Consider the following 14156-nt stretch of genomic DNA (forward strand, 5'->3'; position numbering starts at 1 on the left):
TCTCGATTGGTTTATGTACCCATTACTCTTCGGAGATCGCTTGAGTGACTGTCTCGTAGTAGCGTGTGCCGTCCTCGCCTGCGTTTTCCGCCATGGCTTGCCACGCCTGCCAAGCGGCGTCTACAAAGGTTTCGACGTCATCATCTGAGAAGTCGGGAAGCATGGTGATTCCCAATTCTTTACGCTCTTGACGCGCCTGCGCTTCGCGCTCTGGATCAACCGCAGTGGCGCGGGTCTCGTTCCAAATCTCTTCACCGGCTTCTTCCAGAGCCTGACGTTGGTTGTCGTTGAGGCGGGATAGTGCTTGTTCACTGATACCAAAGAGCCATGGGGAGGCTGCCCAAGGGTGTAAGTAAGACTCGTACTTGGTGACTTCTTGAAGCGAAACGGTGGGGGCCACGGTAGATAAGTAATAGGCACAATCTACAACGCCTGTTTGAAGTGCCATATACATATCGTTTTGCGGAATGACTTGAGCTGAAATGCCCAATAATTCAAAAGTATCCACAAGGTGTCTGGACCAGACGCGGACTTTTTTATCCTCTAGGTCTGCCAAGGAGTTTACCGGCTCTTTGCAGTGCAAACCTACATCGAAAATAGGAGCAACGACACCACCAACGATTTGAATATCCCAATCTGAAAAGCCGTCTTCATAGAGTTCCCTGATTACATCAAGAATTTCGTCATGTTGGGAAGATTCCGTAATGGCGCCCTGAGCATATACAGATGCCAAGGCAGGGGCATCACGTGTGTAATATTCACCATACAGTAGTGCCATATCGACCATGCCCTGCTGCAATACTCTCAGCATGTCGGCTTCTTTAAGACCTAAGGCGCCTGCATGGTAGACTTCGATGTCAAGCTCGCCATCTGACTTTTCACTCACTAAGCTAGCGAATCTGTTGATCTGCTCTGCTTCAGGGCGAGATTGTGAAAGCCCACTATGGAATTTCAACGAGATGTTCTCTGCCTGGACACTCCCGATGGTTGTTAAGGACAAAAGAGTTGCAGCGCCCAGAGTAACTTTTTTGCTTTTAGGATTATTCATAAGTTTATTTCTCAGAGGACAGGGGGATGGATTTTCATCTTGAATCAGTTACGACTTTCGAAAAGGTATTTTTTGCGACACTAAGGGCCTAAATAGCGACATTTGATGAACTTTTAAAAAGTACGTGGCGATGGGTATGTTTTTGTTATCTGACGAAGTAAGGCGAGAGGAGGATTCGCGCCGCGGGACGCTAGAGGCTAAGGTTGTGTTAGTAGTAGGCTCATGAGTGAAAATGACAAAGCCATCTCTACCCAGTGCGATATCGAAAAGTTCAGTGAAAGCCGACTGATGTAATACTCGATTGGCTAATACGGCTGAAATTCGTACTTTTACTATAAGGTTTTTAAATAATATAACTATTTTTTAATTTTTAACCAGTCACGTAGGGTTCGTGTAAATTGTTCAACTTGATACAAGGTTGGGCAGGTTTTACATGGTTGGGTTTGAGATCTTGTGGTATTGGTGAATTATAATTATCCTGATTTTATTGGTTTATTTTTTCAAGGCGTGATTTTTGCTTAACAATAACTATGACTTAAAAAATTGAGGTTCATCATGAAGGATAAATTCTCAAGCATATTGAAAAATAAAAACATGGCTTACATTTCTTCGACTGACTCTTTAGGGAAGCCTAAGATAACAAAAAAAGTAGCTTTTATACTGCTAGAGAATTTTTCAATGATGGCTTTCACTGGCGCTGTGGATGCACTCGTTACAACGAATTTAATGCAATCTACTACGATGTATGAGGTCTTGGTGGTGGGTAGCGAGGCGCCTGCAACGGTTTCTGACTTAGGTATTGAGGTAGCCGCGGATTATTCGTTAGACCAGTTTGATGCTACAAGCCTCAATATTGATGTGTTGATTGTATGCGGTGGCCTGCGTGTACTTCCTAAAACAACCCTCCTACTGCGCAGCAAACTGAGGCATGCTGACAGTAAAGACATGATGTTAGGAGGGTTATGGAACGGCGCCTACTTCCTTGCAGAGGCGGGATTATTGAACGGCTACCAGTGTGCTTATCATCCTGATGGCCGCGCGATGATGGCAGAGCAGTTCTGGGATGTATCGGTATCTAGCCGTAGCTTTATTGTGGATCGTAATCGTATCAGCTGTGCCGGGGCGAGTAGCTCATTGAGCATGATGCTTGAAGTAGTCAGAACTGATTGTGGCAATGAGGTGGTCAGTGCAGTTGAAGAGATGCTTAGCTGTGATAAGGGCTTAGACTCCCCAGATATTTCAACGTTAGGTGTCGATCAAAACCTCACTCTGCCAGAAAAATTGAAAATATCGCTGCAATTGATGAAAAATAATATTGAAGAGCCTTTATCCATATCTGAAATAGCTAATTGGGTCAATATTTCGAGACGCCAGTTAGAACGTATGTTTGGTAATTACGTTAATGCTAGTCCTTCTCGATACTATATGGAACTTCGTCTAACGCGTGCGCGTCAGCTTCTTCAGCAAACTAACAAGCCCGTTGCCGAAGTGGCAGTTGCCACCGGTTTTGTGAGTATCTCTCATTTTCGCAGCTGTTTTTACCAGCTCTTTGAAGTAACACCGGGACAGTTTCGAAAGTCGTGCCAAGCTGGTGAACATTCGATGTGAACTTCTTATTTGAATTCACGATGAATGCACTGAGGCTAGATAAGCGTCACCTTAAAAAGAGAGCCAATAAGGCTCTCTTTAAAAAGTGCAAACGCTGACTTAACCACCCGACCAACCCAACATAATCGGCACGTAAACCACTAACAGCAGCACCCCGATCAGTCCCAGCAGGTAAGGAATGATCGCCCGGGTAATCCGCTCCAGCGGCAGCTGGGTGATCGATGAGGCCACATAGAGGTTGATCGCCACCGGCGGGGTAATCATGCCGATGGAAAGCCCCACCACGATAATCAAACCAAAGTGGATCGGATCAATCCCCAACTGCAGCACCAGCGGCAACAGCACCGGGGTGAGGATAATCAGCGCACTGGCGGTTTCGATAAACACCCCAGTGAGCAGAATAATCCCCACGATCAGCAGCATAATCACGTAAGGGTTGGTAGACAGCGACAACACGGCCTGGGCAATTGCTCCCGGCACCTGCCAGCTAGACAGCGTCCAGCTCAGCACCGCCGACATGGCAATCACCAGCATAATCACCGCGGTGGTCATCGCCGAACGGATCAGCAGCTTATAAATCTGTGGCAGGGTCAGGTCGCGGTAGACAAACAGCGATACCAGCATGGCGTAGTTCACTGCCACCACGGCGGCTTCTGAAGGCGTGAAGATGCCCGAGAAGATACCCCCGAGGATAATTACCGGCGTCATCAATCCCCAGCTGGCGTCTTTAAAGGTCGTCCAGATGGTTGCCAGCGACAGCGGCGTACCTTTGGGGTATTGGCGCTTATACGCCTGAGCAATGGCAATGGCCATTAATCCTAGCCCCATCGCCAGACCCGGTAAAAAACCGTTTAGAAACAGCTTGGAAACGGACTGCTGAGCGATCACTGCGTAGATGATCATCGGCACCGAGGGCGGAATCACCACCCCGATGGTGCCGCTGGCGGCGATCAAGCTGGCTGCCGATGCCGGGTCATAGCCTTTGCGTTTTAGCTCAGGCACCAGACTGGAACCCACCGCTGCAGTGGTCGCGGCGCCAGAACCGGAGATTGCCGCAAAGAACATGCCCGCCATCACCGAGACCACCGAGAGCCCGCCGCGCATAAAACCGACTAACGAATCGGCAAAGCTGACCAGTTTTTCGCTCACCTTACCCTGGGCCATTAAATCCCCAGCGAGGATAAACATCGGGATAGCCACCAGGGCAAAGGAGTTGATGCCCTGGAACATCTGCTGGGTAACCACCATCAGCGGCACGCCGGATTGATAGAGCGCATAGAGCGTGCTGGCGCCAATCGCAAAGGCAATTGGCACGCCCAGCAGCATAAACAGGAAGAACAACCCAAACAGCAGCAGCGTCATAGCGACTCCTCCTGGGGTTGGGAGGTTTCACCGTTAATCAGCAGCTCGATGATATCGACCAGCGCATACCACGCCATAATCGCTGCGCAGATCGGCATCACCGCGTAGACGTAGGTCATCGAAAGCCGCAGCGAGGCGGATTTCTGAAAGCTCTGTACCTGCATATAGCGGTAGCCGATAACGATCAGCGTGATCATGAACGCCAGCACTACCAGCAGGGCGGCAATACGTGCGATTTGGCGCAGGCGGCCGGGCAGGGCATCCACCACAAAGGTCACTGCAATGTGTCGCCCGCGCTGAAACGCCAAGGTGCCGGCTAAGAAGGTGATCCACACCAACAGAAAGCGGGCGACCTCTTCAGTCCAGCCGACGGCGGTGAATAGCACACGAGAGACGATCTGCAGGGTAATCACCCCAATCAGCGCCGCCATGCCCGCAAAGACCACGGGCTGTAGAATGGCGTCCAGAAAGCGTTCAGTACGCTGTAGCAACATTACCAATGGATGCGTGTGAGTGGGCACTTACTTCACTTCCTCCTGGATGCGTTGCAGATAGTCGCCGAACTGATCACCGTACTTCTCATACACCGGGGTAACGGCTTCCTGGAAGGCGGCGATATCGGGCGACTCGTTTATTTCCATGCCTGCCTCAGCCAGTTCGGCTAACTGCTCGGCTTCCATGATGGCATTTTGTTCTCTGGCATAGCTAGAAGCTTCGCTGGCGGCATCGAGTACGATCTCCTGAACCTCCTCTTGAAGGCCGTTCCAGGCGGGTAAACTCATAATGAAGATCGCTGGCGCATAGATATGCCGTGTCATGGTGAGATAGTCCTGGGTTTCCGCCAGGTTAAAGGCATGGATGGCGTTAACCGGGTTTTCCTGACCATCAATCGTGCCTTGTTGCAGGGCGGTCAGCGCTTCTGTCCACGCCATGGGCACGGCATTGGCGCCGAGTTCCCGGAACGTATCCACATAAACCTCGTTCTCGATGACGCGCAGTGTCAGGCCGTCGAGATCTTCAGGCGCATTAATCGCGTGCTGGCTATTGGTGATATTGCGAAAGCCGCGCTCAGCAAATGCCAGCCCTTTAAGGTTCACATCCTCTAATTTGCCCAGTATTTCCTGGCCGATCTCACCATCCAGCACGGAGTAGGCAGATTCGGCGGAAGGGAAGAGGAAAGGCAGCTCAAAAACCGAGAATTCATCAACGAAGTTGGCCACGGGCCCGTTGGTGATCACGCCCATATCGACAGTGCCGATCTGCATACCCTCCAGAATGGTGCGCTCGTCGCCCAGAGAGGCGTTGGGGAAGATCTCTACGGAGACCGCACCGTCGGTCTGTTCACTGACTAACTGCTGAAAGCGCTCGGCGGCGATATGGTAAGTATCTTCTGTATTCACCACGGTCGCTAAGCGCAGATTGGTAGGCGTTATTTCCTCGGCGTGGGCCATGAGCGGTAAACCAAGCAGGCCAGCGCATAGCAATGTTAAGTTTAACTGTTTGAATTTACTTGTATAACAGGATGCGGCGTGAGCGGTGAAGCGGGCGTTGTGATTCACATTATCTCCTAGTGATGGCTGTTCTTATTATCTTATTGGGCTTCATCTATATCACATCGAACTAACAGGGCAAATTACTTATTTTCATTCCACTATTCGCGATAATAATCCAAAAAATCTTTATAGATCTGGGGCTTGAGAGTGGTGATGGTTAGCGCTAGCCTGCAAACATTACGATTGATTAAATGCCTTGGAAGGTAATTGTAAGGCCTAGTCGGTGGCTAAGTCTTGCTACCCTTGCTCTTTATAACCACGCTCTTACTAACCATGGCAACGCCAGCTAAAACAGGAATAACCAATGGATAAGTTGCTTAACGACCTAGTAGCGGTAGTCGGCCCAGAAGGTGTGCTGCTCGGTGAAGATGTCTCCCAGCGTAGCGTCGACTGGTTTACCGGGGCGCCCTGTCGTGCCAAGGCTATTGTAAGGCCCCGCAATACCGAACAGCTCAGCCGGGTGATGGCCTTATGCTACCAGGCCGACCAGCTGGTGGTGACCCATGGCGGCATGACCGGCATTGTGCACGGTGGGGAAGCCAGCCCCGAGGAACTGGTGGTTTCCCTGGAACTGATGAACCAGATCGAAGAGATCGACCTGGTCGGCTCTACGATTCAGGTTCAGGCCGGGGTGACGCTCCAGCGTGTGCAGGAAGCCGCGGCGGAGATCGATATGCAGTTTCCGCTCGATCTTGGCGCCCGGGGCTCGTGCACCATTGGCGGCAATATTGCCACCAATGCAGGCGGCATACGGGTCATTCGCTACGGCATGATGCGCCAGCAAGTGCTGGGGCTGGAAGCCGTACTCAGCGACGGCACCGTGGTCAGCTCGCTGAACAAAATGCTCAAGAATAACGCTGGCTATGACCTCAAACAGCTATTTATCGGTAGCGAAGGCACGCTGGGTATCGTCACCCGCGCCGTGCTCCGCCTGCAGCCACATATGCCCAGCGAACAAACCGCATTGGTTGCGGTGCCCTCCTTCGATGCCTTGACCCAGCTGTTACGCAGGGTCTCCCAAGAGCTCGCCAATAGCCTTAGCGCCTTCGAGGCATTGTGGAATAGCCACTACAAGCTGGTGACCACCGAGAGCGGCAAGCACGCGCCCCCGCTGGCCGACGATTCGCCTTTCTACGCGATCATCGAAACCCTGGGGCTTGATGACGCCCAGGATGCGGAGCATTTCTCTGAGATTCTGCAAAAGGCGATGGAAGACGGCTTGATCACCGATGCCGTGCTGGCCAGTTCCGGTGCCCAGCGCCAGGGCATCTGGGCGATCCGAGAGGATATCGAAGTGCTGGTGCACCAGCTGAAGCCGATGTTCTCCTATGATATCAGCCTGCCGATTCCCCATATGGACGCGTACGTTGATACCCTGGAGCAAAACCTCAAGGCGCAGTTTCCCCAAACAGGAAAAATGATCGTGTTCGGCCATCTTGGCGATGGCAACCTGCACATCATGATCACGGTGCGCGACGACAGCTCGCAGAGCCGCCGCCAAGTTGAGCAATTGGTTTACTCGCCCCTTAAAGAGTACAGCGGCTCGATCTCTGCCGAGCACGGCATTGGTCTCGAAAAGCGCGACTACCTAAGTATTTCCCGCTCCAGCGAGGAGATCGCTTTAATGAAGCGTATGAAAGTCGCCCTGGATCCCAAGCTGTTATTGAATCGAGGCAAAGTCGTGGCGGTGGAGTGAGTTTGGAGGTTTGATTAAGGGTCGCCCAGGGCGGAGGGGGCTGGTGTCATCAGCTCCCGGGTTAATTGCCGCAACCAGTGTATGCCAGGATCGTGATCCTTCCTTTCATCCCAGCACAGGCAGACTTTGAACGCCGGTACGTCCAGGGGCAGAGCGTAGAACTTCAAGCTATTGTTGCGGCAAATGACCCTGGCCGCGCTCTCTGTCACCACACAAAGCAGTGCTGTGGATGCCAATATTTCCTGCAGCGGATTGATGTAGGGCGTCTTGGCGACGATTTTCCGCTCTAACCCCAGCTCCCGCAGTTTTTCATTGATTAACAGCGGGCTGTCTTCACGATGGGACAAAGCGACCTGGGGGGAGTTTAGAAAAGCCTCAAGGGTAATGGCGCTGCTCTCGCCATGAAATGTCGCATCGCCCACACAGCCAATCACATCGTCAAACAAGTATTCATGATGAGAGGTGAGCGGCAAGGTTTCGAACTGCACCACTGCCAGGTCGATATCGTGCTCTTGAAGGACTTGTTGGGCGCCTTCTGCACTTGCGATGCGCGTGGAGAGCATGTTGAAACACAAATCTGGCGCGTGTTCCAAGCAGTGCTGGATAAGCTTGGGTTGCAGCTGTTGGCTGACATAGTCCACCAAACTGACACGAAACTCCCGCTTTGATGTGGCTGGCGAAAACTCGTTATTGCTGTGAACTGCCTGATCAAGGTAGAACAGCCCTTTGGCTACGGCGGCATCCATCTGCCGGGCAAGCGGGGTCGGTTGCATGCCGTCCAGCGTCTTAATGAAAAGCGGGTCGTCCATTAACAGGCGGAGCTTTTTCAGCGAGTGGCTGACCGCCGGTTGCGTCAGGCAGAGCGCTTGTGCGGTGAGCGTCAAACTCCTTTTCCAATACAGCGTGTGAAAAACCAATAGTAAATTGAGATTTATCTTATTGAGCCTGTTCGCCAGCTTCGTATGGGTGGTGTCAGCCATCAGGCGTGTCTCTTGGTTGGAAGGGCCGTCCCGGCGCGGGAACAGCCCTCAGCCACTGCTGTAAAAGCACTGTATCTAATGTCGGGCTGCCTCGATGGGAAGCGAATTACTTGAGCGCTTCCTGGATGCGCGGCAGGTAATCACCGAACTGTTCGCCGTACTTCTCATACACCGGCGCAACGGCAGATTGGAAGGCTTCCATATCTGGATCGTCGTTGATCTCCATGCCCGCATCGCGCAGGGCCTGCAGCTGTTCGCTTTCCATTTCTGCGTTCACCTGGCGCTCATGCTCCGCTGCTTCCTGTGCCGCTGCTAGCAGTACCTCTTGGGCGTTTTCAGGCAGTTGGTTCCAGGCGGGCATACCCATGACAAAAATCGCCGGGGCGTAGGTATGGCGGGAGAGGGTCATGTAGTTCTGGGTTTCATCCAGGTTGAACGAGTGAATCACGTTCACCGGGTTCTCCTGACCGTCGATAGTGCCTTGCTGCATGGCGGTGAGCGCTTCAGTCCACGCCATGGGAATCGCGTTGGCGCCCAGCTCGCGGAAGGTGTCGGTATAGACCGGGTTTTCCATCACGCGGATGCGCAGGCCGTCCAGATCTTCCGGCGAGTTTACGGCACGCTCGCTGTTGGTCAGGTTGCGGAAACCGCGTTCGGCGTAGGCCATACCTTTCAGGTTCACCTCGGAAAGCTTATCGAGCAGCTCCTGACCGATCGGGCCATCGAGTACTTCGTAAGCGGCTTCCGGGGAGGGGAATAGGAACGGCAGTTCGAATACCGCCATCTCTTCGACAAAGTTGGCTACCGGCCCGTTGGTGATCACGCCCATATCCACGGTGCCGATCTGCATGCCTTCAAGCAGCGTGCGTTCGTCACCGAGGGTGGCGTTGGGGTAAATCTCGATATCTACCTTGCCGTCGGTGCGCTCTTCTACCAGCTCTTCAAATTTGGTGGCGGCAATGTGGAAACCATCCTGCTCGTTGACCACGTGGGCCAGGCGCAGAGTGACGGGATCCATATCAGCAAAATCAGCGGCGTTCGCGGTGCTTACCAGCGCCAGTGAGATGCCCAGTGCCAGCGTGCTACGTGCAAATGTTTTCATATTATTGTGTTCCCAGTGGACTAAGGTGCAGAAGTGCTCCCAAAGCATGCACCACACCAGGGAAAACGGTCAATTGACTAAAGGTACTCAAGCGCCATACGGCTGGACACAGCGCCCCTGCACAGTTACGATACGCACCCACAAGCGCCCGTAGCTCAGTTGGATAGAGTATCGGCCTCCGAAGCCGAGGGTCGCAGGTTCAAATCCTGCCGGGCGCGCCAAATTGTAAAAGGGGCCTACGAAATCGTGGGCCTCTTTTTTTGGCTGGTATCGGCCAAAAAAGTATTTTAAGAATTTTTGATATAGCGCCGCGCCGACATTTGCGGCTGGTTTGGCGCGCAGCGGAAAACCAAGTCCGACAATATGCGTTTGCTATATACAGCATAGAGCGGGTATAGAGATTCCTTTGATCAGAGTCGTCCAGAAATTGGGACTCACAATTTTCACGTTATCTCAATTCTCCACTTCTTCTTCCTCTGCACTATCTTTTGCTACGCTTTCATAATGCAAGTCTGTTAATTCAGAAGTGAGATAATCATCCATTAGAACCTTAATAAATAGATCCTGTGAAACCTTAGTGTCCAAGACGATTTTGTCTTCAGTGCCATTAAATCGAATTTTTCCTTTCAATTTTGGAAAGCTCTTACAAAAACTGATAATGCTTTCATTGGGGATGTTCTTTTTAATGACGGGAGATGCTTTAGCAATTTTAGTAAGGCGGCGTGCGTACTTTACATCTTCCAATAACTCGTGAAGTACCTCTGGATTCTGTACTAGTTGCATTTTTTCTACAGCCGTGACGCCTAAAGCGGCTTCACGCTTAATTACTTCGTGGAAGCCAAAGCTTTTTTCGATCGCAGTCAGATCAATCACTAACAGTTGCCCATCAATACGTAATAATTGAAATCCAGAACTAATACGGAGAAACTCGTCCTCAATTTTCTCCATTCGATGCCTTGCTTTTTTCAGAAAAAAGCTTTTACGACCAAAAATATTAATTGGAGCCATCGTTTTGTAGAGAACCATTTGTCCGACGTTATTTCCTATTTCTATCAAGAGCGCCTTAATGTTTGACAAGCTCGATTCCTGTAGATTAAGTAAAGGTAAATCATCTTGCTGAAGGACACCTTCCATTGCCAGTAGCTCTTCCGGCAATTCAATATCGTAGAGATAAATAGCATCCACTCGTTCATCGGAAGTAGATAAGTTTAGAACAGATAGGTCTTCCTTCTCCGTAATAGAATCTTTCAAGCTCTGTATGAATAGAGCCTTCAACCCCTGCATCGCTTCTGATTCAATATCTACCTTTTGAGGGCCAGATTCCTCTTGATCTTTTAAAACAGTATAGACAGATACTCCTATATCGTCATATTCGTCATAAAATTTTTGTAATGCGGTCTTCAGCTCATCCCCAGTCATTCCTCACCCCTTTTTAGCATAGTAGATTCTATCATCTAGCTTTATATAAGAAACTTTATCTCCAGCAATAAATTTACTTCGACAAATCAAAATTATTCCTTTTCTAGATCCTGTTTTAAATTCACCGTCAACTCGATAGATGTGAAAGCCCATTAATGCAAGAGATGGGTTCGCGTAAAACAAATCCGTTTTTATATAAATAATGCCCATCACTATCAAAAGAAGTGCAAGCACGACCATTTGTCGACCACTACTGAAATCAAAGCTAATTAGTGGTACCACGTACGTTGCCAGAAAAGTTAGATGTTCGTAATTTATACTCTCTATTTTTTTTATTTCAAAGGGAATGTCTGTCGCTCCCTTAAGGTCGAAATCGAACCTCTTGTAAGAAAAAAAACAGTAAATCAACAGAGTAGATGAAATTAATGGTATGGGGTTTTCGCTTAATAATACTTTCCAGTGAGACCATTCTTTTATTGAAAATTGCTGCACGGGGATTTTAATCGTAATGATAATGAAGAAGATAAATAGCAACCCAAGTGAAAGGATGTATAAATCAATTTTTCTACGCGTATTTCTCATGCGACCTCATGATATTTTTGCTTTATTAATAAGCTTCCTAGGATTGCTAATGGAGAGCTTGCTTGATGCGGCTTCTGTAGCATATAGTGTTTTGCTCGCCGTTATATGCTGGCACTTTCCCATCAGTTTGCCGCACTTAGAGCAGCGTCCAAGCTTTCTAAGGCAGAAATCACTTCGTTGACAGTATATTGATCGAACTCAGGCAAATCTGTCTCATCATGTGTACCTTTGTTCAAGTACGACCAGTATGTGTTTCTTCCATCTTGGCCTAGCACAGCAGTCAGCGCAGCCACTATCGGTTCTTTATTAGGTATATTTGACGTGGAACGATTTAACTTCGATTTTAGGTTTTCAGCTAATGCTCTTAGATCCCAAGGCATCGATGGAGAACGACGAGAAACACTAATTAGGCCGTCATGCTTATCACTATATTTACCGTAATGGAACCAAGTTTTCTCACACAGATTCTCTAACGCCCTTCTTGCAGACATCAATGCGTCACGATATTCCCCCAGTGCATAAAGTTCACGTGCAGCTAGTACATAATTTTTGGGCCGTCTTAATGAGTCAACTTGAATATGATTTTCACCAATGCTCGATAGAAAAATATATGACTGAGATGCAAGCGACTGCTTCTTACCCAGTAGTTGGTGCGTGTTATTGAAGAACTCTTCACCATGTACAGCCAGTATAATTTGACAATTATTGAAAAAGTCATCAACAAATAACGTTTCCCTGATAGCACGACGATGTTCATCATCAATTGCATTTACTGGGTCGTCAAAAATAAGCACTGGACAACATTCTTTTATGTTCTTGGCTAGCAATATTGCTAGACCAAGGCAACGAATATGACCTTCGCTCAGAATGTGGAGAGCGTCAAATATGGTAGAGGGATCTTTTAAAAATGCGATGCGTAGTCGTTGATTTTGAGACAACGGTAGCTGAACAGAAGTCAGTTTATCCGCTTCTGAATCGTAACGATTAAAAGCATTATAAAGTCTCACAACCAGGTCGCCGAGATCAGCAACTAACTGGCTAGGTAATCGATTTTTATATGCATTCAATATTTCTACAAATCTTTTATAAGAAGCTAAAATTTCTTGATTTTTTTCTACCTCGGCGCTTTCATTGGCTACATCAGCTATAAGTCGAGCATTTTCCTCATCAAAGCTGGTGATTGCCTGTTGCGCAGTATAAATTGCTTGCTTAGCTGTGTTTCTACGCGTTTCTAAGACTGTGATTTGGTCTTTAAACCAGCGCAAACGATTTAGTTCCGTTTGCTTGGTTGATCGAATCTGAACAGCCTGATCAGCCTTTTTGTCAGCTTCCTCAAGATATTTTACCTGCGCTTCTAGGTGCTGCCATGGTGTAAAGCCATCATCTAACTTCTGTTGTAACGCGTGCCACCATTCGATATCGGCTTGAGAGCCAGGTGGAATTTCATAATTTTGTATTGCATTGTTTTGTGGAAAAAACGTCAAACAAACATCCAATATTTGAGAGAGATTCAGTAACCATTTACTAATATTTTGTTGAAGCTGCTGCGCCGTTTTCTGCAGCACTGCCAAGTGTTGTAGCTTGTGGAGTTCTTCACTAGCGTTACTATAGGGATTTACAGAGACCTTTATTAGCGGCGTTTTGCACGCTGGACAGTGTTCTGGACTACTGGATTGCAGCTGAACAACTGCGTCGTATAAATTCTTGAATGACACCTCCTGACTTGCAGTCGCCAGCTCTTGCTGCTTCAATTCCAACTCACTGAGACCGGTTTTTATGGAGCTACCTAGTGTCTGTAATGCGTTAATGGTTAAGTTATTCTTGCTTTCTGGAGGCTGTTGTAACTCTGTTTCTAACTGCTGAATTGCTCCGGGATTCTTACCGTCACCTTTTAACTCAATGAGTATTTGATTAAAGGTTGCATCGTTACGGTACCGATTGGCTAAGTTTTGCTCCTCAATATTTAGCTTTTGTAACTCTGCATTGTTTGTCGATATCTGCTGTTGCGCACCAGAAAGTGCCTGCCTTTTTTGCGCTAACTGAGCTGCTTTAACACCAGTAATATCAATATATTTGCCATCAATATCCGAAGTAAAATTGCGCACAAATTCATTGAAAGAGTCTAAACCAAATAATGTTGAGATAAGTTCAGTTTGCTTAGCTGGCGCCTGTGCGGCAATTCTAGAAAAGCTATCGATGCGATTTTTTTCAATGAAACAAAATCGAAATAATGCCTCATTTTCGTCGATTTCAACCTCATCGCCTTGCTCGCTTAAACCTGTAACGACTGGTGTCGAAAAACGATTAATATGTGCGTTTTTTAGGTAATCACCTTGATCTCGAAAGCGCTTACTTTCTGCTTCAGCCACATTACCAAGAAGGCCATATTCAAGAGCTTCGCAAAAGCTAGATTTACCGGTGCCATTTGGGCCATATATAAGAACCAAACGGCTTTCTAAATCAAAAACTTCTTGCCTAGAAAAACCACGAAAGGGTCCCACGGTCATACTTTTGATCTGGGTAATGGGAGAAGTTTTCTCGACGGCCAGCTCCGGTAACGACTGAATCTCTGAGCTTAAGGTATCCCAGTTAGCCTGTGCCAAGGCAACCATTTTCTTAACCCGCTGGCCTTGATAGGTTCCTAGGGCAGCAAGATCTTCAAGATTTGCCAGCACAAGGTTAGCTAGCTTGCGCACTCCCGGAATAACTTCGTCTGAATTAAGAGTTCGCAAAAAGCGTAGATATTCAGACTTAATCATAATGCTTCCTTATAATTTAGGTTCAATCCCCTTAACTTTTGGCGACT

At 48.5% G+C, this 14156-nt stretch carries 11 protein-coding genes and 1 tRNA gene; 3 read left to right on the plus strand and 9 right to left on the minus strand.

The window, feature by feature from the left end:
- Nucleotides 1-22 precede the first annotated feature (22 nt).
- Entirely contained in the window at nt 23-1048 is a 1026-nt protein-coding gene (gene dctP, locus K7H09_RS13880; protein ID WP_141440417.1) for a TRAP transporter substrate-binding protein DctP, read from the minus strand.
- 555 nt (nt 1049-1603) lie between these two features.
- Between dctP and K7H09_RS13885 the strand changes: the two genes are divergently transcribed.
- A complete protein-coding gene (locus K7H09_RS13885; protein ID WP_141440418.1) occupies nt 1604-2656 on the plus strand; it encodes a GlxA family transcriptional regulator in 1053 nt (350 codons plus the stop codon).
- 99 nt (nt 2657-2755) lie between these two features.
- On the opposite strand, the gene K7H09_RS13890 is transcribed toward K7H09_RS13885, so the two are convergent.
- Genes K7H09_RS13890 through K7H09_RS13900 form a run of 3 tightly spaced genes read right to left on the minus strand, consistent with a single transcriptional unit; the run spans nt 2756 to nt 5577 of the window.
- Nucleotides 2756-4018 carry a TRAP transporter large permease gene (locus K7H09_RS13890; protein WP_141440419.1) on the minus strand — a complete coding sequence of 421 codons (1263 nt, stop codon included), beginning with the start codon at nt 4016-4018 and terminating at the stop codon, nt 2756-2758.
- Nucleotides 4015-4512: a TRAP transporter small permease gene (locus K7H09_RS13895; protein WP_141441498.1), complete on the minus strand. Its 498-nt coding sequence runs from the start codon at nt 4510-4512 to the stop codon at nt 4015-4017. Before K7H09_RS13895 ends, K7H09_RS13890 begins: the two co-directional genes overlap by 4 nt.
- A gap of 27 nt (nt 4513-4539) precedes the next feature.
- The gene (locus tag K7H09_RS13900) at nt 4540-5577 is read right to left on the minus strand and encodes a TRAP transporter substrate-binding protein (protein WP_141440420.1); all 1038 of its coding nucleotides are present in this window, start codon (nt 5575-5577) and stop codon (nt 4540-4542) included.
- A gap of 298 nt (nt 5578-5875) precedes the next feature.
- On the opposite strand from K7H09_RS13900, the gene K7H09_RS13905 reads away from it, so the two are divergent.
- Nucleotides 5876-7267 (plus strand): FAD-binding oxidoreductase, encoded by a 1392-nt coding sequence (locus K7H09_RS13905; RefSeq protein WP_141440421.1) that lies wholly within the window; start codon nt 5876-5878, stop codon nt 7265-7267.
- Nucleotides 7268-7281: 14 nt separating this feature from the next.
- On the opposite strand, the gene K7H09_RS13910 is transcribed toward K7H09_RS13905, so the two are convergent.
- Together K7H09_RS13910 and K7H09_RS13915 are read right to left on the minus strand one after the other, a co-directional pair.
- Nucleotides 7282-8247, minus strand: coding sequence for a LysR family transcriptional regulator (locus K7H09_RS13910; RefSeq protein ID WP_269064009.1), 966 nt, complete (start codon nt 8245-8247; stop codon nt 7282-7284).
- A 106-nt stretch (nt 8248-8353) separates the two neighbouring features.
- Entirely contained in the window at nt 8354-9349 is a 996-nt protein-coding gene (locus K7H09_RS13915) for a TRAP transporter substrate-binding protein (RefSeq protein ID WP_230804969.1), read from the minus strand.
- Between the two features lie 144 nt (nt 9350-9493).
- Here K7H09_RS13915 and K7H09_RS13920 point away from each other — a divergent pair.
- Nucleotides 9494-9570, plus strand: a tRNA-Arg gene (locus K7H09_RS13920).
- A 232-nt stretch (nt 9571-9802) separates the two neighbouring features.
- Here K7H09_RS13920 and kwaB read toward each other — a convergent pair.
- From kwaB to K7H09_RS13935, 3 genes are all read right to left on the minus strand, one after another.
- Nucleotides 9803-10768 (minus strand): anti-phage protein KwaB, encoded by a 966-nt coding sequence (gene kwaB / locus K7H09_RS13925; RefSeq protein ID WP_230804972.1) that lies wholly within the window; start codon nt 10766-10768, stop codon nt 9803-9805.
- A gap of 3 nt (nt 10769-10771) precedes the next feature.
- Nucleotides 10772-11350: an anti-phage protein KwaA gene (kwaA, locus tag K7H09_RS13930; RefSeq protein ID WP_230804974.1), complete on the minus strand. Its 579-nt coding sequence runs from the start codon at nt 11348-11350 to the stop codon at nt 10772-10774.
- A gap of 122 nt (nt 11351-11472) precedes the next feature.
- Nucleotides 11473-14109, minus strand: coding sequence for an ATP-binding protein (locus K7H09_RS13935; RefSeq protein WP_230804976.1), 2637 nt, complete (start codon nt 14107-14109; stop codon nt 11473-11475).
- Between the last annotated feature and the right edge of the window lie 47 nt (nt 14110-14156).

Origin of the sequence: Halomonas sp. IOP_14 (genome assembly GCF_021021315.1) — a bacterium.
GTDB lineage: Bacteria > Pseudomonadota > Gammaproteobacteria > Pseudomonadales > Halomonadaceae > Vreelandella > Vreelandella titanicae.

What these genes read in the sequence shown, in the direction of transcription:
- K7H09_RS13915 (WP_230804969.1), bottom strand. Translation starts at nt 9,349, where the DNA reads ATGAAAACATTTGCACGTAGCACGCTGGCACTGGGCATCTCACTGGCG.
- K7H09_RS13905 (WP_141440421.1), top strand. Translation starts at nt 5,876, where the DNA reads ATGGATAAGTTGCTTAACGACCTAGTAGCGGTAGTCGGCCCAGAAGGT.
- dctP (WP_141440417.1), bottom strand. Translation starts at nt 1,048, where the DNA reads ATGAATAATCCTAAAAGCAAAAAAGTTACTCTGGGCGCTGCAACTCTT.
- K7H09_RS13910 (WP_269064009.1), bottom strand. Translation starts at nt 8,247, where the DNA reads ATGGCTGACACCACCCATACGAAGCTGGCGAACAGGCTCAATAAGATA.
- K7H09_RS13935 (WP_230804976.1), bottom strand. Translation starts at nt 14,109, where the DNA reads ATGATTAAGTCTGAATATCTACGCTTTTTGCGAACTCTTAATTCAGAC.
- kwaA (WP_230804974.1), bottom strand. Translation starts at nt 11,350, where the DNA reads ATGAGAAATACGCGTAGAAAAATTGATTTATACATCCTTTCACTTGGG.
- kwaB (WP_230804972.1), bottom strand. Translation starts at nt 10,768, where the DNA reads ATGACTGGGGATGAGCTGAAGACCGCATTACAAAAATTTTATGACGAA.
- K7H09_RS13885 (WP_141440418.1), top strand. Translation starts at nt 1,604, where the DNA reads ATGAAGGATAAATTCTCAAGCATATTGAAAAATAAAAACATGGCTTAC.
- K7H09_RS13890 (WP_141440419.1), bottom strand. Translation starts at nt 4,018, where the DNA reads ATGACGCTGCTGCTGTTTGGGTTGTTCTTCCTGTTTATGCTGCTGGGC.
- K7H09_RS13895 (WP_141441498.1), bottom strand. Translation starts at nt 4,512, where the DNA reads ATGTTGCTACAGCGTACTGAACGCTTTCTGGACGCCATTCTACAGCCC.